The sequence below is a fragment of the Actinosynnema sp. ALI-1.44 genome (assembly GCF_001984155.1).
Classification (GTDB): domain Bacteria; phylum Actinomycetota; class Actinomycetes; order Mycobacteriales; family Pseudonocardiaceae; genus Kibdelosporangium.
In genome coordinates this window covers 76,842-96,889 of sequence record NZ_MTQO01000033.1, presented here as the reverse complement: position 1 = coordinate 96,889, position 20,048 = coordinate 76,842, and the positions used below count along the sequence as shown (strand labels likewise).

At 65.7% G+C, this 20,048-nt stretch carries 14 protein-coding genes and 2 pseudogenes; 8 read left to right on the top strand and 8 right to left on the bottom strand.

The features are described 5' to 3' along the window. Positions 1-270: 270 nt before the first annotated feature. Positions 271-1,086 carry a hypothetical protein gene (locus ALI144C_RS07240; RefSeq protein WP_237774024.1) on the top strand — a complete coding sequence of 272 codons (816 nt, stop codon included), beginning with the start codon at positions 271-273 and terminating at the stop codon, positions 1,084-1,086. A gap of 356 nt (positions 1,087-1,442) precedes the next feature. Here the strand turns inward: ALI144C_RS07240 and ALI144C_RS07235 are convergent, their stop codons facing one another. Next, positions 1,443-2,057, bottom strand: coding sequence for a TetR/AcrR family transcriptional regulator (locus ALI144C_RS07235; protein ID WP_076986229.1), 615 nt, complete (start codon positions 2,055-2,057; stop codon positions 1,443-1,445). A 47-nt stretch (positions 2,058-2,104) separates the two neighbouring features. Here ALI144C_RS07235 and ALI144C_RS07230 point away from each other — a divergent pair, with 47 nt between their 5' ends. Both ALI144C_RS07230 and ALI144C_RS57305 read left to right on the top strand, forming a co-directional pair. After that, positions 2,105-3,328 carry an amidohydrolase family protein gene (locus ALI144C_RS07230; RefSeq protein ID WP_168211201.1) on the top strand — a complete coding sequence of 408 codons (1,224 nt, stop codon included), beginning with the start codon at positions 2,105-2,107 and terminating at the stop codon, positions 3,326-3,328. A gap of 47 nt (positions 3,329-3,375) precedes the next feature. Next, a pseudogene (locus tag ALI144C_RS57305) lies at positions 3,376-3,492 on the top strand (23S rRNA (adenine(2503)-C(2))-methyltransferase RlmN); the annotation flags it as partial. Between the two features lie 20 nt (positions 3,493-3,512). Here ALI144C_RS57305 and ALI144C_RS56620 read toward each other — a convergent pair. From ALI144C_RS56620 to ALI144C_RS07210, 4 genes and pseudogenes are all read right to left on the bottom strand, one after another. Continuing rightward, positions 3,513-4,361, bottom strand: a pseudogene (locus ALI144C_RS56620) (carotenoid oxygenase family protein); the annotation flags it as partial. 106 nt (positions 4,362-4,467) lie between these two features. Then, positions 4,468-4,983 carry an SRPBCC family protein gene (locus ALI144C_RS07220; protein WP_076986226.1) on the bottom strand — a complete coding sequence of 172 codons (516 nt, stop codon included), beginning with the start codon at positions 4,981-4,983 and terminating at the stop codon, positions 4,468-4,470. A gap of 128 nt (positions 4,984-5,111) precedes the next feature. Further along, positions 5,112-6,029 carry a VOC family protein gene (locus tag ALI144C_RS07215; RefSeq protein ID WP_237774023.1) on the bottom strand — a complete coding sequence of 306 codons (918 nt, stop codon included), beginning with the start codon at positions 6,027-6,029 and terminating at the stop codon, positions 5,112-5,114. A gap of 7 nt (positions 6,030-6,036) precedes the next feature. Then, on the bottom strand, positions 6,037-6,894 hold the full coding sequence (locus ALI144C_RS07210; RefSeq protein WP_076986224.1) for a fumarylacetoacetate hydrolase family protein: 858 nt from the start codon (positions 6,892-6,894) through the stop codon (positions 6,037-6,039). A 241-nt stretch (positions 6,895-7,135) separates the two neighbouring features. On the opposite strand from ALI144C_RS07210, the gene ALI144C_RS07205 reads away from it, so the two are divergent. Continuing rightward, positions 7,136-7,825 carry a GntR family transcriptional regulator gene (locus ALI144C_RS07205; protein ID WP_076986223.1) on the top strand — a complete coding sequence of 230 codons (690 nt, stop codon included), beginning with the start codon at positions 7,136-7,138 and terminating at the stop codon, positions 7,823-7,825. A gap of 815 nt (positions 7,826-8,640) precedes the next feature. Here the strand turns inward: ALI144C_RS07205 and ALI144C_RS58940 are convergent. The 3 genes from ALI144C_RS58940 to ALI144C_RS07190 form a co-directional block, all read right to left on the bottom strand. Continuing rightward, positions 8,641-9,087, bottom strand: coding sequence for a DUF2690 domain-containing protein (locus tag ALI144C_RS58940; protein WP_076986222.1), 447 nt, complete (start codon positions 9,085-9,087; stop codon positions 8,641-8,643). A 75-nt stretch (positions 9,088-9,162) separates the two neighbouring features. Beyond that, positions 9,163-11,934, bottom strand: a complete 2,772-nt coding sequence (locus tag ALI144C_RS07195; protein ID WP_083752810.1) for a hypothetical protein — start codon at positions 11,932-11,934, stop codon at positions 9,163-9,165. Between the two features lie 17 nt (positions 11,935-11,951). Next, positions 11,952-12,470 (bottom strand): DUF2690 domain-containing protein, encoded by a 519-nt coding sequence (locus tag ALI144C_RS07190; RefSeq protein WP_083752809.1) that lies wholly within the window; start codon positions 12,468-12,470, stop codon positions 11,952-11,954. 510 nt (positions 12,471-12,980) lie between these two features. Here ALI144C_RS07190 and ALI144C_RS07185 point away from each other — a divergent pair. The 4 genes from ALI144C_RS07185 to ALI144C_RS53030 all read left to right on the top strand — a co-directional run bounded on the left by ALI144C_RS07185 (position 12,981) and on the right by ALI144C_RS53030 (position 20,040). Next, positions 12,981-13,937 (top strand): AAA family ATPase, encoded by a 957-nt coding sequence (locus ALI144C_RS07185; RefSeq protein ID WP_237774022.1) that lies wholly within the window; start codon positions 12,981-12,983, stop codon positions 13,935-13,937. A 6-nt stretch (positions 13,938-13,943) separates the two neighbouring features. After that, a complete protein-coding gene (locus ALI144C_RS07180; protein ID WP_143230475.1) occupies positions 13,944-15,107 on the top strand; it encodes a DUF58 domain-containing protein in 1,164 nt (387 codons plus the stop codon). Between the two features lie 26 nt (positions 15,108-15,133). Further along, the gene (locus ALI144C_RS07175; RefSeq protein ID WP_168211200.1) at positions 15,134-17,389 is read left to right on the top strand and encodes a transglutaminase TgpA family protein; all 2,256 of its coding nucleotides are present in this window, start codon (positions 15,134-15,136) and stop codon (positions 17,387-17,389) included. 179 nt (positions 17,390-17,568) lie between these two features. Further along, positions 17,569-20,040, top strand: a complete 2,472-nt coding sequence (locus ALI144C_RS53030) for an RCC1 domain-containing protein (RefSeq protein ID WP_083752824.1) — start codon at positions 17,569-17,571, stop codon at positions 20,038-20,040. Positions 20,041-20,048: the final 8 nt, after the last annotated feature.

The following is a 20,048-nucleotide window of genomic DNA, read 5'->3' as shown; positions in this document are numbered from 1 at the left end:
AAGCGCACTGATGATCGCCCCGACTTTTTGTATCATTCTTGCGCCTCCATGTGTCGTCGGTTTGCGTACTTCCTAAGATCACGAACTTGCAGAGGGCGAGGCAACTACCAGCCCGGCCCCCGGGGGATGCGAAAGTGTGATCGCTAAACAGTCTGCGCAGCCCGAACCAGCAGGCGCTAGGCTTAAGTGTTCAACGGAGCCACAACGGGGACAGCAAGTCGCCTACCTGCGTTGACAGCTGTCCCCGGGGACACCGGAGGGACTGTGGCTATGCACACTTCGCGGTTCATTGACGATGATCACGCAGCTATACAACGGTGGGCAGAGGCTCTGGGAAGCATAATCGCGGCGACCGGCCGCTCGAACCGGCAGGCTGCACGTGATCTAGGATTTAGCAAAAGCGTCGTGAATCGATATATCAACGGCGAGAGAGTCACTGAAGACGCCTGGGTCCTGGCTACGAAGGCCATCGACCTCGCCCAGAAGGAAGGTCGAGAAGTACCTGTCGATCTGCAGGAGCTCGAAAGCACATACAAGAAGGCGGAAGCAGCGCATCGACGACGGCTTCGCACGAACGGGAAGCCGCCGACCGGCGAGGGTGACACCAGCGAACAAGCGGCACCCGACGTCAGGCCTAGTGACGACGAGCCGCTGGGAGATCCTCCACCGCGTCAGACATCATTCAGGCGACATAGAGTTGCTTACTCGATTGGCGCGGGCATCCTCGCTCTCGGCCTCGTTTACGGTGTGGTTTCCCATGCCGCCGACTGGTGGCCCTTTGAGCCACGGGTGTGGTACGCCAAAGTCGTTGGCACCTACTCCGCCGAACATAAGCGCCCGCTGGGTGTATTCAGATTCAGGAGCCCTGATATCCCAAAGGACACAGACCGCGTGTTTTATGACGAGGGTTCTGCCGTGCCGATCGTCTGCCAGGATCGTCGCCGTCGAGAGGTGACTGACCCGACAACCAAGCAATCATCGACGGTGTGGAACAGAACCTCGGATGGCTGGTGGATTCCCGACCTGTACACCGATCTGCCGAAGGTGCCAGGCGACACGCCGCCGCTCAGCATTCCAACCTGTTAGCCAGGGAGGATAATCGCCATGTGGGCCGAGGTTCAATGCACGTCGGCCCACCTGTCGCAGGCTTGACGAGCTCACCCTCGGCATCATCTCCGCTGCGCACCTGCAACCAGAACGCGACGCCCAGCTGCGAATCCTGGTGCGTGCGACCTCCAGCTATAGCTGACGGCTGAGGGGCGAAGAGAGCCGGACGAGATGAGGCCAAATCAGAGTGCGCCCGTCGGTCACGACCAGCGGAGTGGGGGCCACATCACGAAGTCCGAGTGGAGCCAAACCACCACCGGCGGGCGAGAGGTACGGGGATCTTGGTCAGTTCCTTGCTTCGCCTTCCGCGTCATGACGGCCCGGAGTCGCGGACGTCACTCCTTGCGCGCGAGTACCCCGTGCAGGATCGCCTGGGCGAGCGCCTCGGCTTGGTGCGCGGGCGAGAACAGGTCGGGGCAGGCCAGCCAGGTGGCGGCGACACCGTTGACCGCGGCGATGATCGCGATCGCGCCGGTCTCCGGCGGCACCACTTCACCGTGGCGGTCCACGCCGGCCGCCCTCAGCAAGGCGGCGAGCTGTTCAGCCCAGGCGTCCATGACCCGCCGCTTGTCCTTCAGCCCGACCTGAAGCTCGGGAAGCTCACTGCCCTGCATCGACATCGCAAACGTGGTGCGCAGGGCGAAGTTCTTCTCGAAGGCGGTGAAGAACGCCACGAGAAACCGGCGAATCCGCTCCTGAGGATCGGCATCGGTGTCCTCGAGGTGAGCCCAGACTGGGGCGGCCGCGGCGCCCCAGTTCTCGGCGATCGTGGCCAGGTAGAGCTCGGCCTTGTCGGTGAAGTGGTGATACACCGCGCCGCGGGTCAGGCCGGCCCGCGCCGCGATGCCGACCAGGGTGGCCGACGCGAATCCGCGTTCGGCGAATACCTCCAGCGCGGCCTCGAGCAGGGCTCGGCGTGTCTGGGCTGCCTCTTCGGCTGATCGTCGCACACCTCCATTATGGTATACATACACGTATGTATGATTACGGTTCGAGAGTGTCGATCCGCGATGTGAGGGTGTTCACCGGCGACACGGTCCTCCCCCACGCCCACGTGACCTTCGAGAACGGGCTGATCGTCACGGTCGCGACCCAGCCGTCGCCGGTCGCGGAGGACGCCGAGATCGTCGACGGCCGGGGACGGACCCTGCTGCCCGGCCTCATCGACGCCCACGCTCACGTCTTCCCGGGAAACCTGGAACAGGCAGCGGTCTTCGGGGTGACGACCGTGTTGGACCTGATGGCAGACCCAGCAGCGATCAACACCCTGCGCCGGCAAGCCGACCGCACGCCCACCATGGCCGACGTCAGAACTGCCGGCACGGCGGCGACTGTGCCCGGGGGCTACGGCTGGTACCTCGTCGAGATGGGCTACCTACCGCCGTTCCCCACCCTGACCGAACCCGCTCACGCCGAGGCGTTCATCGACGCCCGACTGTCGGAAGGCTCCGACTACATCAAGATCCTCATCGACGACGGTTCAACGACCGGAACACCCCTGCCCATGCTGGGCGAAGTCACCATGACCGCACTCGTCGATCACGCTCATGCACGTGACCGGCTCACCATTGCCCATGTCCTCAACGCCTCCGACGCCGTCAAGGCCGTCCACGCCGGTGTCGACGTGCTCGGTCACCTGTTCGTCGACCGCCCAGCCGACCCAGACCTGCCGCACCTCCTGGCCGAGCACGACACTGCGGTGATCCCCACCCTCGCCGTTCTCGACGGGCTGTTCGGCCGGCCGCACGCGTCGGAACTGCTTACCGACCACCGCATCGAGCCCTACCTCGACGACACGTCCCGACAGATGCTCAGCTTCGGCGCCATCCCCCTCAACCCCGAGGCCCGCTACAACCTCGACATACCCCATCACACCCTCAGCCTGCTCCGCGACGCCGGTGTCACCATCCTCGCCGGCAGCGACGCCTCCAACCCGGACACCGCCCACGGCGCCACCCTCCACCTCGAACTCGAACTACTCGTCCGCGCCGGTCTCACCCCCATCGAAGCCCTCGCCGCCGCCACCAGCGCACCAGCCGACCGATTCACCCTCGCCGACCGCGGCCGCATCGCACCCGGACTCCGCGCCGACCTACTCCTCGTCGACGGCGACCCCACCAGCACCATCACCAACACCCGCGACATCACCGCCATCTGGCGAAACGGCCAACGCATCGAACGGGCCCGTCAGCCTTCGCAAGCCACCCGACCGGGACTGTAACGCGAAAGGTGTTTCCGGTTTGTTGGAGGCGATCGTTCTGGGGAGGATGGGATGCGTCGCCGAAGCCGGTGGAGCGGGAGTTCGTGCGGCGGGTTAACGAGGGTGGCGTTGCCCGCACGGTGCGGGATACCGGCGCCGTCAGGGCGGTGGTGTGCTCGGGGTGAGCTGGTGACCGGGGCAGCTCGACCGTGGCGGTGGTGCTCAGGTCGTGTGCGTCGAGGACGAGTAGTTGGGATGCGTTGGCGCGCAAGTCGCTGACGATCGTCAGCAGGTAGCCGTCGTCCTCGCCGGTGGCGCCTGCGGCGGGGACGAAGACGGCTTCCCCGGCATGCCGGTCGGGCCCCGGCAGGTGCAGGTGCCGCTCGCCGGTGGTCGTGTTCAGTTTGACGATGGCGAACTCGTCGAGCCCCGATCCTGGGAAGGCCACCGAGTAACTGATCGCGGAGGGCAGGCCGGTGCGGTCGCCGTTGATGCTGGGGCCCCGCTGACCGGGGCGACCGGGTAGCCGGGCGCGCCGATCCACCACTTCCACGAGGTCGCCCAGGACGCCTGGTCGTAGGCGGGTCCTTCGAGGACGATCTTGCCGTCCGGCGTGTCGTAGGCGTTGGTGACGTGCAGCAGGGCGCGCTGGCTGACCGGGATCCAGGTCACGTACGGCGACGACTGGCAGGTCGAGGAACACGGCTTTGGTCGCGGTGATGGCGAAGTCGTGCATCAGGCTCGGGCCGCTGCCGTCGACCACCTGGCTGCGAGTGATGTGGCCCTCGGGCGAGGCGACGTAGTAGGTCAGGTGCGGCGGGAACGGCGAATAGCTGAAGAAGTGCAACTCGCCGGTCGCCGGGTCCTGCTTCGGGTGCGCGGTCATCGCCGAGGTGAGCTTGCCGTGGAAGTCGAACGGGCCGACAGTGTCGAGTTCGGGCGTGACCTCGTAGGGCAGGTTGGTCTCTTGGAGCGCGAGGAGCCGGCCGCCGTGCTCGATGATGTGGGTGCCCGCGACGCTGGCGGTGAGATCGATGCTGCCGTCTCCGCGCACGGGCCGGACCGAGGTCGGCTGCCCTGGGGCCCTGCACGATGAGCGCGTCGCCCCCGGTCTCCCTGCGCGGTAGTTGCCGCTTGCGCAAGCCGGCCAATAGCCGAGGTTATCCGGCTGTGCCCTCGACGTGTGCCTTGATCAGTTCCAGGCCGGGCTGGATTCGGGCCGGGTCTTCGACCGGGTGCGGGCCGGGCGGCTCGGCGGCCGGGATCAGCCGCTCGAACAGCCGACAGAACAGGGTCGTCCCGTCACCGAGGTCGAATGTGGTGAAGGTGGCGATCGCGTGCATCGCCGGGGCCAGGGAGCCGTCGTCGAGCACGTCCCTGCCGACCACCGTCCACAGCTTGCCGGGGACCCGCGCCACCACGGTGTAGAGCTTCGGCTTCTCGTTCAGCTCCGGCTGGATGGTTTCGAGCAGCACGTCGCCCATTTCGGCGGGGACGCCCTCCGTGCCGTGCCGCACCTCGGTACCGATGGCCATCGGCAGCCACTTCGGCAGGTTCGACCAGGTGGTCACCCAGTCGTACACCTCCTGTGCCGGACGATTGATGACGATGCGGTTTTCGACGAACCGGATGTTCAGGTTGTCCGGGATCTGGGGGACGTACAATTCCACTGACACAACTTCTCCTTTTCCGATCAGGCGCGGGATTTCCGGCGCGGGGAGTCTTTTCTCGATGTCCGGCGAAGGGTCATCTCACCGGCCGGCTGTTACCGTCCACAAGCGACAGTCTCCCGGCCAGGCCGCGGTCACCGGGAGGGAGCGTGCTGTCCGGTCATCAGCGCGGCGAGGTCGTCCGGCTCCAGGAACGACGGTGGCGGTGGCGGGCCCCAGCTGAACAGGCCCTGTACGCCCTCGAAGACCTCCGGGGTCCAGATCTCGTCCTCGGGGATGCAGTCCATGTCGGCGTAGTACTCGCTGAAGTTCCCCGCCGGATCCTTGAGGTACCAGAAGAAGTTGGATCCCGCGTGGTGCCTGCCGAGGCCCCAGACGTGCCGGTCGGGATTGCCCGCCAGCATCGCCGCGGCACCGCGTCCGACGTCGTCGATGTCGTCGACCTGCCAGGACGTGTGGTGCAGGAAGTTCACCGGCGCCGCGAGCGCCAGCACGTTGTGGTGATCGACCGAGCAGCGCATGAAGGCGCCTTTGTCCCCGATGTAGTCACTGACCTTGAAGCCGAGTCCCTCGGTGAAGAACCTCATGGTGGCTTCGAGATCGGTCGTGCCCACCACGCAGTGCCCGAGTTTCTTGGGCCGGATCGGGTCGGCGCGCAGCACTCCGGGCGCGCGGCCGAACCGCTCGATGCGGCCGGGCCCGTTGTAGGGGGTGGCCGGGACGGGCTGCTGCACGATCCTCGGCGCGATCTCGACGCGGACGGTGAAGCCCGAAACCGGCTCGATCGCGGTGACCGCGGTGCCGTCCGTGCCGCCAGCTACGCCGAGGCGGTCCAGCCGCGACGCGGTTCGCGCGACGTCGTCGACATCGTCGACCCCCACCCCGAGTTCGAGCAACTGGCGGTGAGGGGCGTGCCGGACCCGCAACTGCTCGCCGCCTTCGAGAGTGCTGAAGGCCCCGTCACCGAGGTGGGTGAGGCCGAAATCGGCGTAGTAGGCGATGGTTTCCGCGACGTTCGGGACGCCCATCGTGACCCGGGTAAGGCGGTGCATGCCCATGTCAGTCCTCCCGTGCGGCAACGAATGTCTGGCGCATCTCACCGATGCCTTCGATCCAGCTGACGAGCTGTTCACCGGGCCGCAGGAATCGTTTCGGCGTGCGGCCCATGCCCACGCCCGCGGGGGTCCCGGTGAAGATGAGGTCGCCCGGAAACAAGGTGATGGTCCGCGACAGCTCGGAAACCAGCCTGGCGACCGGGAAGATCAGCTCACGGGTGCGGCCGTCCTGCACCGTCTCGCCGTCGACCGAGCAGCCGAGCGCCAGGTCGTCCTGGTTCGCCAGTTCGTCCGGCGTGACCAGCCACGGCCCGACCGGCGCGAAGTTCGGGAACGACTTTCCCAGGCTGAACTGCGGGGCGGGACCGGCCAGTTGCGAGACGCGCTCGGAGAGGTCCTGCCCGATCGTCACCCCGGCGACGTGATCCCACGCCTCGGATTCCGCGATGTGGCTGGCGGTCCGGCCGATGACGGCGACGAGTTCCACCTCCCAGTCCACGTCGCCACCGGCCGGCAGCACGACCTCCGCGTCGGGGCCGGTCAGCGCGGAGACGAACTTGGTGAACGTCGGGGGAAGTCCGCCCGGTGCGTCGAAACCGGACTCGGCGGTGTGGGCGTCGTAGTTCAGGCCGATCGCGACGATCTGCCGCGGGGCCGGTGACGGCGAGCCCAGCTGCGCACGGGTGAAGACGACGCCGGGTCCGGCGGGCGGCTGTTCGGCCCACGCCCGGAACCCGTCCCAGTTCTCGTAGACAGACGCGAGGCCTGGGCCGAACTTGCCGCCTGACGCCGTTTCGACGTCGATTCCGGTGTCGTCGGCGGTCAGCAGCACCGCTCGTCCATCCACATTGGCCAGTCTCATGATCTTACCTTTCCGTTGACGGGAACACGCGCCACTGCACGTTCATCGCATCGCCACCAGGTCGCTGTGCGTGGCCGCCGACCGGTAGTCGGTGTAGGCGGAGAACGGTCGGGCGTCGAAGGTCGTTCGCGGGCATCGATGGCTCCTCGCGTAACTAGTGGATCTTGGGAGGATAGATTCGAAACTAACCCCGAACTTTCGAAAGTTCAAGAGGGATTCGTAAAGTGCTACGGTGTGCAGCATGACCAAGGGCGGCGGGGCGACTCGTACGGACGGCATCCACCAGGCGTTGCGCTCCGACATCCTCGCGGGTCGGCTGGTGCCGGGCGGGCGGCTCAAGTTCCCGGACCTGGCCGACCGCTACAAAGTGAGCGTCGGCGCTACCCGCGAGGCGCTGACGAGACTGGTCGCCGAAGGGCTGGTGGTGGCCAGGCCGCGTCAGGGCTACTCGGTGCGGCCGCTGTCCCATCAGGATCTGGCCGAGCTGACGCAAGCGCGGGCGGAGATCGAAGCACTGGTACTGGGGCTCTCGGTGCGGGAAGGCGACACGCGCTGGGAGGCCGATGCCGTTGCCGCGCACCACGTTCTGGAACGCACGCCCTACCGCGACCCGGCGGATTCGGACCGCCTGTCCGACGAGTGGTCGCAGGCACACGCGGCCTTCCACCACGCACTGCTGGCCGGGTGCGGTAACCAGCGGCTGCTCGACATGGCGCGGTCGTTGCGGCAGGAGGCCGAACTGTACCGGCAGTGGTCGGTGTCTTTGGGCAACGAACCCGGCCGCGACGTCGCCGCCGAGCATCGAGCGCTGCTCGACGCCGTTCTCGCGCGCGACGCTGACCACGCGCAGGAACTGCTGCGCGACCACATCGCACACACCGCCCAGCTGCTGATCAGCGGCGCGCCCGATCAATCCAACCGGGCCGAGTGAGTGGCCGAACACCGGGGCCGTGACGGAAGCGACCCCGGCGGCATATTGTCACCTCGACCGACCGGCTGCGGGGCTGGGGCGAATCCAGCCGGAATTGAATCATGTCGTGGCGATCCAGCGGACGCAGTTGGCACCCGCTGATTCCGACCACAGTCAAACAGCCTCATCTGCCGCTGAGCGGATATGATCGGTAGCTTCCGGGCTTCCTGTCACCATCGTCAGGTGAGCGCGAGGATAGATCAATACTGCGAAACCAGGACTCACAGAGAGTATGATCAGCCAATGATCGACGAACGCGGAGGGGTTCTCGGTAACCCACCATCGGAACGTGCGGTCTCGGCGGCCGGTGACCTGTTCGACGGAGTGTGTGGACTCGAATCTCTGAACTAGAAATGATCAAGGTAGAATGACTAGCGACGTGCCCGTAATCCTTGGGTGAGCGGTTACAAGCGTGTCTCATTTGGTGAGTCTCTTGTACTCGAACGTCCGCTTACAGGACTCGATCGACAGCAGAACAGGGAAGTCGCCACCTGGCACGATGTGGTCGGCACCGAAGGCTTCGCAGGCACACCGGAGAGCGGTTCGTCGAGCAGCACACCGAGTGCGTCAATAGAACGGCACGGGCGATCGCGATCCGCTGCCGCTGGCCCGCGGACAGCACCGAGCACGGCGTCGTACCCGTCGGGGCCAGCCCGGTGATGAACTCGTCGACCTCAACCGCGCGCGGTTGAGGTCGTCCCTGGTTCCGAGTTATCGAGCCGCCAGAACAACTCTCATACTTGTTGGCACCCAGGAGGTCCGTCGCCCTTTCAGCCTCATCCCACCCACTCCCCGCAGTGGGTCCCGGTATTCGACACACCACATGATCGATTGATCAAGAAGTAGGACCACATCGATGTCCACCCCCCTGAATAACTGTATCGGTTTCGTTCTATCCCGTTTCCAGTGATAGCTTCGTGTGCGCCATAAAATGACCAAGCGCTGCCACTCACATAGGTCTTACGTGTCCACATGGCGGCACACGCAGGCGAGTACCTGTGCTCGACCCGATAGCCGCGATAGATGAACTCCGAAACGGTTCGCCCGTCCCCGGCGCAACCCGTCGCCGCCGGGTCCTTATGGTTGCAGGACGAGCCGTGACATGCCGCCGTGATCTCGGCGCTGCCCTGCGGTTGGCTCGCCGTTGCGGCAGCCGGCGCAACCAGTCCTCCGAAGAAGACGGCGAGAGTGGCCAGCGATACTCGTACGTACTTGAACGCCATTGATCAATCTCCTCTTCAGTCACCGATCTTGAACAGTCCCGATCCAGGTTGAACGGTCCGGCAGACCCCCGGCTGTCACATGGCGACGAATGCCATGGCGTCGAAGGCGAGGTTCTTGCTGCCGTCGGCGTTCGTGTCCGGGACCAGGTTGCTCATCGACACCCGCGCGCCCCGGTACAGCGGGACCTCGCCCAAGACCACCCACTCGTTCTTGCCGCCGGTGTCCTGGCTGATCGTGAACGAGCGCGGGTTGTGCACGACTCCCTGTCCGTCAACGCCTGGGAAAACGACGTAGGTGACGGTCGATGTGCCGCCGTGGTCGGGCAGGTGTACCAGGATCCGGTAGCGGGTGCCGGGGAAGTCCGGCAGGTCGGGTGTCCACGTCCCGACCACTTGCCTGTGCTGGTAAAAGTACCTGCGGGGGTCGACAGTCGAGCGGACGTCGCTGTAGCTGTGGGTGAACCACATGTGCCCCATGTACGCCGCGCCGAGCTGGTGCAGGTCGACCTGGGCGTCGTAGTAGTACGGGTCGATGTTTCCGCCGAGCCGCAAGGTGAATTTGCCCATGCGGCGTTCGCCGGGACAATCGACGATGTTCACCGTCGAATCGGGAAGGTCGTCGACGACGATCGCGCCCGACCATGCTCCCCTGCATTCTGGTTGGTACTGGCGGACCATGGGTGGCTCGGCGTCCTGAGCGCCGTAGGTGACGTTCTCGGTTCCGCAGTTGAGCTGGCAGTTCGACCATGTGGTTGTGCCGTTCCACCAACAGACCGAGGTCTCCGCCGGACACGGGTTGGCAGCCGCCGGATCGCAGTGGTTCACCTGTCCGCAGAACTGTGTCCGCGGGGGGAGGTCCATGAAACCGGGCGTGCTCAGCGTCTTGACAGGAGGATAGGAACTGTTGCCGAAATAGGTGATCTGAGGTGTCTCCGCCCAGCCCATGATCTTCTCCGGATAGGACCACTCACCCGGACGAGCGGCGTCTTCATAGCTGTTTCGGAGGAACGGCGTGCGGTTGGCGGGATACCGCGGGTTGGCTGGATTGTTGTACCAGCCGACACCCCATGGGCTGCCGTCGCCGCGGTTGGGGTAAAACCCGCTGTTGTAGGTCCACACCGCGAGGAACCAGTTGACCACGTACTGGGAGTCACCGCCGTTGACCAGCATCCTCGCGTTTCCCAACTCGTTCCACTTGCTCGCCAGGATCTGCAGACCGGCCGCGATGTTCGCCGTGTAGTCGGTGGTGAGTACCGCCTGCTGGGTCGCGGTGAACCGGGTCTGGCCGACACGCATGCCGTCGGTGACTTGGGACAGGCCGTAGCCACAGTCGGCGTTGTCGTAGTTGATCAGGCCGTCACCAGCTTCGTTGCCGTAGTAGTCCCCGATCAGCGGGTTGCCGCCGTCGCCTGGCCGGGCACGCCACGTGGCCTGCCTGAAGTTGCTTTCCTGCGCCAGGATGGCGAGTTCGACCTGTGCGGGTACGGTGCCCCCGCCGTACAGCGCTGGTAGCGGGAACATGCCTTGTGGTGTGTATGCGGGCAGCCCGGTCTTGAGGTAGTTCGCTGGCCGCTGCACAGTGAGCGTGCGCTTCACAGCGCGGTCGGCCGCCCACTCGACCATCGCCGCGGTCGGTTGTAGCACTTGTCTCCTGATGTCGTTGCGTAGCACGGCGCATGTTGGAGTCGTGTAGTTACGGGCCTGCGGACCGACGACGGCGTCGAGAGGGTTCACAGCGGCACTCTTGGTCACCTCGACCTTGCCCGTCATGACGCGGCCACTGTGCGTTGCCTCCGCTGTGATGCCGACACGGCCCGCCGTGCCGACCTCCGACGGTGCGACTCCTGCCTTGACTGCGTACGCGATTTGGTCCGGCAGAACGCTCGTCGCGAGCAGATGGCCGTTGGTGGAGGCGGCACGCACTCGCTGCGAGCGAGCCAGCTTCCGCAGTCCCGGCGCCGCCTGGATGCGACTCGTTTCACCGACAATCAGCGACCGGCCACCGGACAAACCGAAGAGCTGCAACGCGTGCACGGGCGCGTCACCGAGAACCGCAAGGTGCCCATCGGAAAAACGCTGCGCCACAGCCCGTGTGCCGGAGACGGACAGCAGATCGATACCGTTGCTGGTCGCGTTGAGCGCGTATGGCTGTCCGGTCGGCTTGGCGACCTCCGCCAGCTTCCCGGCGTGGTCGACGCGGACAAGGGCACCCCCAGCGATTCCGTAGTCGCCGTCCGGTGCCGGGACAGGTGTGGTCAACTGCGCGGCGATCTTCCTCGTGGACACCACCTTGGCCTCGGCAGCGTCCACTCGGATCAGTTCGGTCTCCTGCTCGTCCGCACCGATCGACCTGGTGAGCAATGCGGTGTCGCCTGGCCCGCAGGCCGGGGAGAAGTACACCAGGGCAACGCGGCTCGTCACCATGCGCGCCGTCCCCTTGTCGATGTCGATGACCGCGGCGATGGCACCCGCGCGCATCAGCTTGGGTTTGTTGGTCGCCATCGACGGGGCGAACACGGCAACGGCGTAACGACCCGACCCGGTCACACACGTGTGACCGGTCCACAAGCCCAGGTCCAACGCGGGAATGTGCAACGTGGCCAGCGCCGACCACTGGTACGCGTCGCGTTCTCTGGCGGCGAACACGTGAAAGCCTCCGGCATCGCCGACGCCGGTCACGAGCACGTCAGTCGACCGCCGCCAATCCTTGTCGAGTACCTCGTCTGGCTGTGCGAACTTGACTTGACCGCCCGCCGGGGGTTTCGCGGGCTCGGCCGCCGACTGGACTGGTGAAACCAGGCCGCACAACGCGATCAAAGCCGTTGCCACGATGGTGCGGGGATGCATGAGTTCTCCGTTCCTGGTCAGAACCAGCGGGTGCAACTGCCTGAGAGGCCGTCGCCCGTCCCTTGTGGATCCGGGTCGCCGTGCAGGCCCGAGAAGCACCCTTTGACCGAGTCGTTCCAGCTCCACATCGCGGTGCGGTACCGCACGCCGATGTCAAGCACCTCGACCTCGTGCGCGGTGGTCGGCCCGCCGAACTGCGGTTCGCGCCAGTTGGTCAGGTACCACACGAAATGATCGTTGCCTGTCACCACGAGCTCAGCCCAGGCCGAACGGCACGTGGGAGAGTAGAAGTAGTTCAGTTCCGTATAACTGCCTTCGGCCTGGCTGGTTACCTGCTGGAGCAGCATCCGGCCGGGTTGGCAGCCCATCGGGTCGGGATCCTTGCCCGCACACCCGTCCCACGTACAGCCGACCAGTGGAGCCGGTGCGCTGAGTGACCTGTCCCGGTCCTCCGCTGCGGCGGACGCGGACGTCAACTGAATGATGATGAGCACGATGGCCGGACTTATCGCTTTGAACAGGGATCTCGTTTTCATACCTGCCTACTTCGCTGCCGTGACGATCGCTTTGGTGTCATCGAACGGTGTTCTTCCCTCGCGCCGACATCTGCACCGACGCTCGGACTGTTCGGGAGAGCCTCGTGTCAACGTCGATTCGGTTGATGCTTCCAGCGTGTGTTGGTGAGGTTGTCCGGGTACAGCGGGCGCCTGTCGCCTGATGTGGCTGCCGACAGGCGACGCCTGGTAGTTGCACGGATGACGAAGCAGACTAATTGGCATGCAGACAGGCGACAGGGAGGATCATGAAAAAACTCATACCGCTCATAGCCGCGCTCATCGTCTTGCTCACAGCATCAGTCACCGCGGCGTCGGCCAACTCGACCATAGGCCCATGGAGAAGAGCGACTGCGCGACCGCTCCGTGCGTGAAGTGCTTCCCCGGCTGAATGCCGCGCTCCGCACGCCGATCCCCTAGTTGCTCGCTTGCTACCCGCGCCCGTCGATGACAGCCTCGACATTGCCGATTCGGATGTCAGGGGGAGATGGAGTGTCCGATGCGATCATTTTCCAGCGGCAATTCGAAGCGCTGTGCGCGAACGTCGAGGACTTCATCCGCGGGAAGTCGGAGGTAGTGCGGCTGGCGCTGGTATGTCTGCTCGCCGAAGGGCACCTGTTGATCGAGGACGTTCCCGGCGTCGCGAAGACGTCACTGGCCAAGGCGATCTCACGATCGATCGCGGGCGCGGAGGTGAAGCGGATCCAGTTCACCCCTGACCTGCTGCCGTCCGATGTGACCGGCGTCCAGGTGTACGACCAGGGCCGGGCGAAATTCGAATTCCGACAAGGCCCGGTGTTCACCAACATCCTGCTGGCGGACGAGATCAACCGCGCCTCACCGAAGACCCAGTCGGCGTTGCTTGAGGTGATGGCGGAAAGACAGGTCACGGTGGACGGCCGCCCGACGCCCGTGCCGCAGCCATTTCTGTGTATCGCCACCCAGAACCCCATCGAACACCACGGCACCTACGCACTCCCGGAAGCCCAATTGGACCGGTTCATGATGCGGATCGGCATCGGCTACCCGGACGACCTGGCCGACGAAGTGAGCATCCTGGAATACGGGGTCACACGGCGACGTGCCGAGGAACTTCAATCCGTGATGGAAGTCGACGATCTACGCCAGATGATCCGGGCCGTGCGGGAGCAGCAGGTCGCGGACAGCATCCGGGAATACATCGCCGTGCTGGCGCGGGCCACCCGGACACATCCCGACGTCGAACTGGGAGTCAGCCCCCGTGGCGGTATGGCGCTGGTCGCGGCGGCACAGGCTTACGCGATGTCCGCGGGGAGATCCTTCGTGACAGCGGATGACGTCAAGGCAGTGGCCAGTCCGGTGTTGAATCACCGGTTGCTGCTCACGCCGGAGGCACGGATTCAGCAACGGACGCCCGAGTCGATCCTGGCGGATGTCACGGGAACCGCGCCGGTGCCGGTAGGACGGTGAGGTGTGGTGACCAGAAGCGGGGTAGCGATGGTGTGTGCCGCGGCCGCATTGGTGCTTGCCGGGATGTGGGCGGGTTACCCGGAACTGGTCACGCTGGGTTTCACCGCTCTGGCCTGCCTGCTGACCGCGACGGCCTGGATGCTGACCCGGCTCCGGTTGACCGCGAGCCGGGAGATCAGTCCTCGGCGCGTGTTCGAAGGCAGCGTTGCCCAGGCGGTGTTGACCGTGACCAACGCGGGCCGACGCCAGACCCCGCCGTTGCTGGTCACCGAAACCGTCAGTGGGAGCCGCACCACAGTACGGATACCGGCGCTGGCCCGTGGCCACAGCTGTACGGTGGGCTACCCGCTGCCGACGGCTCGGCGTGGCCGTCATCTGATTCCGCCGCTGGAGTTGGGCCAGTCGGATCCGCTCCGGCTGCTGCGCCGTGGCCATGCGTGTGGCGAGCCGTTGGTCATGCACGTCTACCCGCGCGTTCATCTCCTCGTCCCTGTCGTATCCGGTGGTTCTCAGGACTCGGAAGGACCAACGGCCAGCAGCGCACCGCCGGGCGGGGTGGCTTTCCACAGCTTGCGTGAGTACGTGCCCGGGGACGACTGGCGACTGATTCACTGGGGGGCGACGGCTCGCACTGGCACGGTGCTGGCTCGCCACCTGGTGGTGCCCGACGAACCGCGGCAGCTGGTCGTGCTCGACACCAGCACCGCACCGTACACCGGGGCCGCGTTCGAGGACGCGGTGCGCGTGGCCGCCTCATTCTGTGTGGCCGCTGAACGCGCGAACCTCCTCGCACAGCTGCGGGCGACCGGTGAGTCCGGAGTGGGCAGTCTGGGAACGGGACGGGAATGGCGAGGTGAGCTCACCGCCGCGCTGGAATACCTATCCGCTGTAGACAGTGGTGCGAACCGAGGCCTTGCGGTCCTTTCCGACACGGTCCGGGATGTGGTCTCCGTCGGCCAGGGCGTCGCGCTGGTGGTGGTCACCGGCCGAGTGAACGCCCAACAGGCGGAACTGCTGACCTTGCTACGTCCCCGGTTTCTTTCGGTCAGCCTGGCGCAGATCATCACGCCGGAGTCCGGCCCGACGGTCAGGCCGCGCGGTGTGCTCGCGGTCGCCGCACCGACCAGCGCGCAGTTCGCCGCATCGTGGAACCAGTTGGTGTTGCGATGACCGTGACGTCGCGAAGACTCTCGGGCATGGCGCTGGCTGAGGTAGCGCTGGTGGTGGCGGCGGCCGCGGCTGGCTGCCTGCTGTACAGCGGGTTCTTCGCCACCCTCGACTACCTGCCAGTGCTGGGTCTGGCTTGCCTCGCCGCTGGTGTGACAGCCACCGTGGCCGCCGCGCGCCGCTGGCGTACCTGGTCCACTCTGCTGCTGGCGGTTGCGGGATGTGGCCTTGTCGCCACGTACGGAGCGTTTGGCGACACCGTCGAGAACGGGCTGCCGACCGCCCAGACCGGCTCCGCGATCCTCGCCGGTTCGCGCAACGGATGGCACCGCATGATCACCGTGGCGGTGCCCGCTGACGTGTGGGGCGACCTGTTGGTGATGCCGATACTGGTGGCATGGGTGGCAGTGTTCTTGGCGGTCACGCTCACTCTTCGAACCAAGGGCATCCTGGCACCCGTGCCCCCGCCGCTGGGGGCGTTCCTGTTCGCCCTGGTGGTGGTTGGCAACCAACGTGGCGGGCACACCACCGCCACCGTGGTGTTCTTGACCGCTGCCTTGTGTCTGATCGCGGTCCGCGCTCACCGGATCAACAACAGCGACAAGGTGCGTATCGGCCGGCAACGATCCCGGCCGATACGCACCGTCATCGCCGCAGGCCTGGCGGTAGCGGTCAGCGCACTGGTCGGCATCGTCGGCGCGCACGCCCTGCCGCTGAGTTCCGGCCGGCCGCGCTTCGACCCTCGCACGCTCTACCTGCCCCCGATCACGTTCACCGACACCATCACTCCCCTTGCCCGGCTGAAACCCCAACTGACCGAGCGCCCTCCTCGCACCTTGTTCGCCGTGCGGATCGACCAGGAGGCTGCCACGCTCGTCGACCGAGTACGGACCACAGTGCTGGATGTCTTCGACGGCACCACATGGACCTCAATGGAGACCTACCACGTGGCGGGAAGCCATCTCGCCGTCGATCCTGCCCTGCACAACGCCCAGCCGGTAACGGCCCGCATTGAGCTGATGGATTTCGCCGGACCGCACCTGCCGGTCCTCGGCTGGCCGTCCCGGCTGACCGCTGCCCAGCACACAGGACAGTTCGGCTTCAACGCAACCGCGGGCGTTGTGGTCAGCACCGCGTCCGTCGTACGTGGACTGCGCTACGACCTCGCCGGTCAGATCAGCAGCCGCGACGGCGGGTTGCCACTGGCATCGCCCAGCACCATCACACCGGAACACGCATACGCCCGGACGCTGTCCGCCAATCCCCCGGTGCTGTTACCTGAATTGGCCAACCGACTCGTGGCCGCCCGTCCCACCCCGTACAGCAAACTGACAGCGCTGGAACGCTACCTGCATTCCCTTCCCTACAACCTGTCCGGGTCACCACCGGGGCATTCCTACGCTGCCATCATCCGCCTGCTCACCGGTAAGAGCACGGGGTACGCCGAACAGCACGCGACGGCGTTCACCGTGCTCGCCCGTTCATTGGGTTTCCCAGCCAGAGTCGCGGTCGGCTACCGCCTGCGCAACTTCCACGGCGGCGCATACAACGTCACGACCGCCGATGCCCACGCCTGGCCCGAGGTGCACTTCACAGGCTACGGATGGGTACCGTTCGAACCCACGGACACCAGCGACAGCAGCCCACCCCCGCCGGTGCCGCCACCCGAGATCCCCCGCGTGGTACCGCCGCAGTCCACCTCACAACCCGCTGCCCAGTCGGGAAACCCGGGACCCACCGCCTCGTCACAAGCTCCACGCGACAACCAGTCCGGTTTCGGCTGGACCGGCATCCTGCACGACTCGGTGAGCGCCCTGATCGCGGTGGCGGTGCTGATCGTGCTCACTGCCGGAGCAATCACGGCCGTGAAAGCGGGACGCCGCAGACACAGACGCCACGCTTCCGACCATGCGACATGTGTGCTTGGCGCGTGGCATGAACTGGTCGATCGTCTGACAGAACGCGGCATCGCACTGCCCGTCTCGCTGACCGCGCGGGAAGTGATCGACCACGTCCGCATGACGCTGGGCACCGCCACGCATCCGATCGCGGCCATCGCGCCACTGGTCACGACGGCTGTCTTCGCACCCGAGCACCTCGGTCAACGTGAAGCCGAACGGGCCTGGCACCTGGTGGACCAACTGCGCACCATGCTTTACCCCCGACGCGTGTCGGTCACCCGGCTCCGTGCCGCGGTGCACCCGCGTCCACTGTGGACCAGTTGGCTGGCCGAGCGTCAACGGCGACGGGCCCGGCAGAGCCTGGAAATGGGACGGTACCGATGAAGCACCGGAATCCGCGGACGCGGTACATCCGCATCCTCGCCACCCTCGCTGTCGTCGCTGTGGCCGCCACGGTGCTTCTGGCCACAGGCCACGGGCATCGCGCCTCCCACGTGCGAATGCATCCCGGTACCGCGTGGCTGGCCTCAGTCCAGACCGGGCAAGCCACACTCGTGGACGGCATGACGGGGGAGGTGGTCAGCCAGGCACAGGTCGCCGCACCAGGCAGTCCCCTGAGCATCACCCAGCATGGCACTAACGCGTATGTCCTCAACCACGCCACCGGCACACTGCAACGCATCGACGGCACCACCGAACAAATCTCCTCACCGGCATCCTTGCTCCCCGCGGCGAGCGACAATCTTGCTCTTGCCGTGGCACCCAACACGCTCTACGCGGTGGATACCCACAGCGGAACGGTCGCCGCAGCCGATCCCCACACCCTGGCACCACGGGATACACCACAACTCCTGGCCGCCCACATCGCCGCGGACGGTCTCGCCGTGGATGACCGCGATCGCCTGTGGACGATCGATCACCACACCGGCGAACTGGCCTGGCTGACCGGACGACAGCGGCGAACCCGCCCCTCAGCCACGGGGACCGGCGCCCCTCGCCTGACCGTCACGCTCCACCAGCCAGCGTTGGTCGACCCGGCCCGTGGCATCGCCGAACTCCTCGACCCGGACACCGGCACCGTCACCCGGACCGCCCAGCCGAACATCCAGCCCAGTGACACGCTGGCCGTCAGCGGCTCTCCCGATCGCTCGAGACTCCTGCTCGCGATCGGCACTCGCGGTACCTTCAACGTGTGCGCTTTCGACACCACTTCCTGCGGCACACCGGTCACCATCGGAGCGCCTGGCGATGATCTGGGTGCACCGGTCGAAGCGTCCGAGCATGCCGTCGTGCCCAACTACTCCACCGGACAAGTCACGATCATCGACCTCGCCACCACGCGCGTCGTCGCTCAACGACAGCTTTTCGACCAGCCGGGCCGGTTCGAACTTCTGACCCGCGACGGCATCGTCTTCTTCAACGACCCGAACAGCAACCGGGCCGGAGTGCTCGACCTGGCAGGCAGCGTCCGGACCATTACGAAACACAACCAACCACGCACCGACAGCGGCGTCTCCGACGTCCAGGATGGCGACGGACCGTCCCAGCCCAACCATGACTCCACCATTCCGGGATTGGCGGTTCTGACTGGCATTGAACGAAAGCCAGTATCGGAAACTCCACGACGGACGGATGGATCCACCCGGACGCCACCCGCCGAGAAGCTGCCGTCTCCCGCGCCGACCGTGTCTATTGTGGTCAAACCGCGTGGCTACGGGTACGTCGGTGACGAGTTCGAGTTGGCCCTTGTCGTCCGACCGGCAACCAGCCTCGCCGGAACCCGCTGGTGGTTCGGCGACGGGGCCGAGGCCACTGGTACTTCCGTTCGCCATCGCTGGTCCCGGCCCGGCACTTTCCGCGTCCGCGCCGCTGCCGTCCTCGCCGCAGGAGGACAACCGTCGATCACCGAGACCAGGGTGATCGTGGACCCGGCAGGTACACCCCCACGTATCACCCACCTTGACATTCAGCGCCCCACCCCCGTGGTCGGGGAAAGAGTGCGTTTCAGCGCCGACGTCACCGCAAACCCCGACACGTGGATCTGGACCATCACCAGGCCAGGTCAGGCCGTTCCTGAAACCACCAGTCACACTGCCCAGTTCCGCCACACCTTCCTCACGCCAGGCACATACACCGTCACTCTCGCCATCGCCATCGGCACCAACACCGCAAACCTCTCCCAAAACATCACCGTCACAAAAGGAGAAGTCAAAGCATGGGGAAACAAAGCCAATGGTGTGACATCGGTACCGCCGGAGGCCACCAGCGGTGTGACCGCCATCGACGCAGGCGGCAACCATAGCGTGGCACTGAAGGCGGACGGATCAGTCATCGCCTGGGGATACGAATCCGATGGTCAATCATCGGTACCGCCGGAGGCCACCAGCGGTGTAACCGCCATCGACGCAGGCGGCAACCACAGTTTGGCACTGAAGGCGGACGGATCAGTCATCGCCTGGGGGAACAACGTCTTTGGTCAGGTGTCCGTGCCACCACAGGCCGCCAGCGGCGTGACCGCCATATCCGCAGGACCCTGGCACAGTCTGGCATTGAAAGCGGACGGTTCAGTCATCGCCTGGGGAAACAACGACGAAGGCCAAGTGTCCGTGCCACCACAGGCCGCCAGCGACGTAGCCGCCATCGACGCAGGCGGCAACCACAGTTTGGCACTGAAGGCGGACGGATCAGTCATCGCCTGGGGAAACAACGACGAAGGCCAAGTGTCCGTGCCACCACAGGCCGCCAGCGGCGTAACCGCCATATCAGCCGAAGGCCCACACAGTTTGGCGTTGAAGGCGGACGGTTCCATCATTGCCTGGGGATACAACCAATACGGTCAGATATCCGTGCCGCCGCAGGCCGCCAGTGGCGTAACCGCCATCTCCGCAGGCGTCTTACACAGTTTGGCGTTGAAGGCGGACGGTTCCATCGTTGCTTGGGGAGCCGACTTCGACGGTCAGATATCCGTACCACCAGAGGCCGCCGACGGCATAACCGCCATCTCCGCCGGGGGCTCCCACAGCTTGGCATACTAGACAAGTCA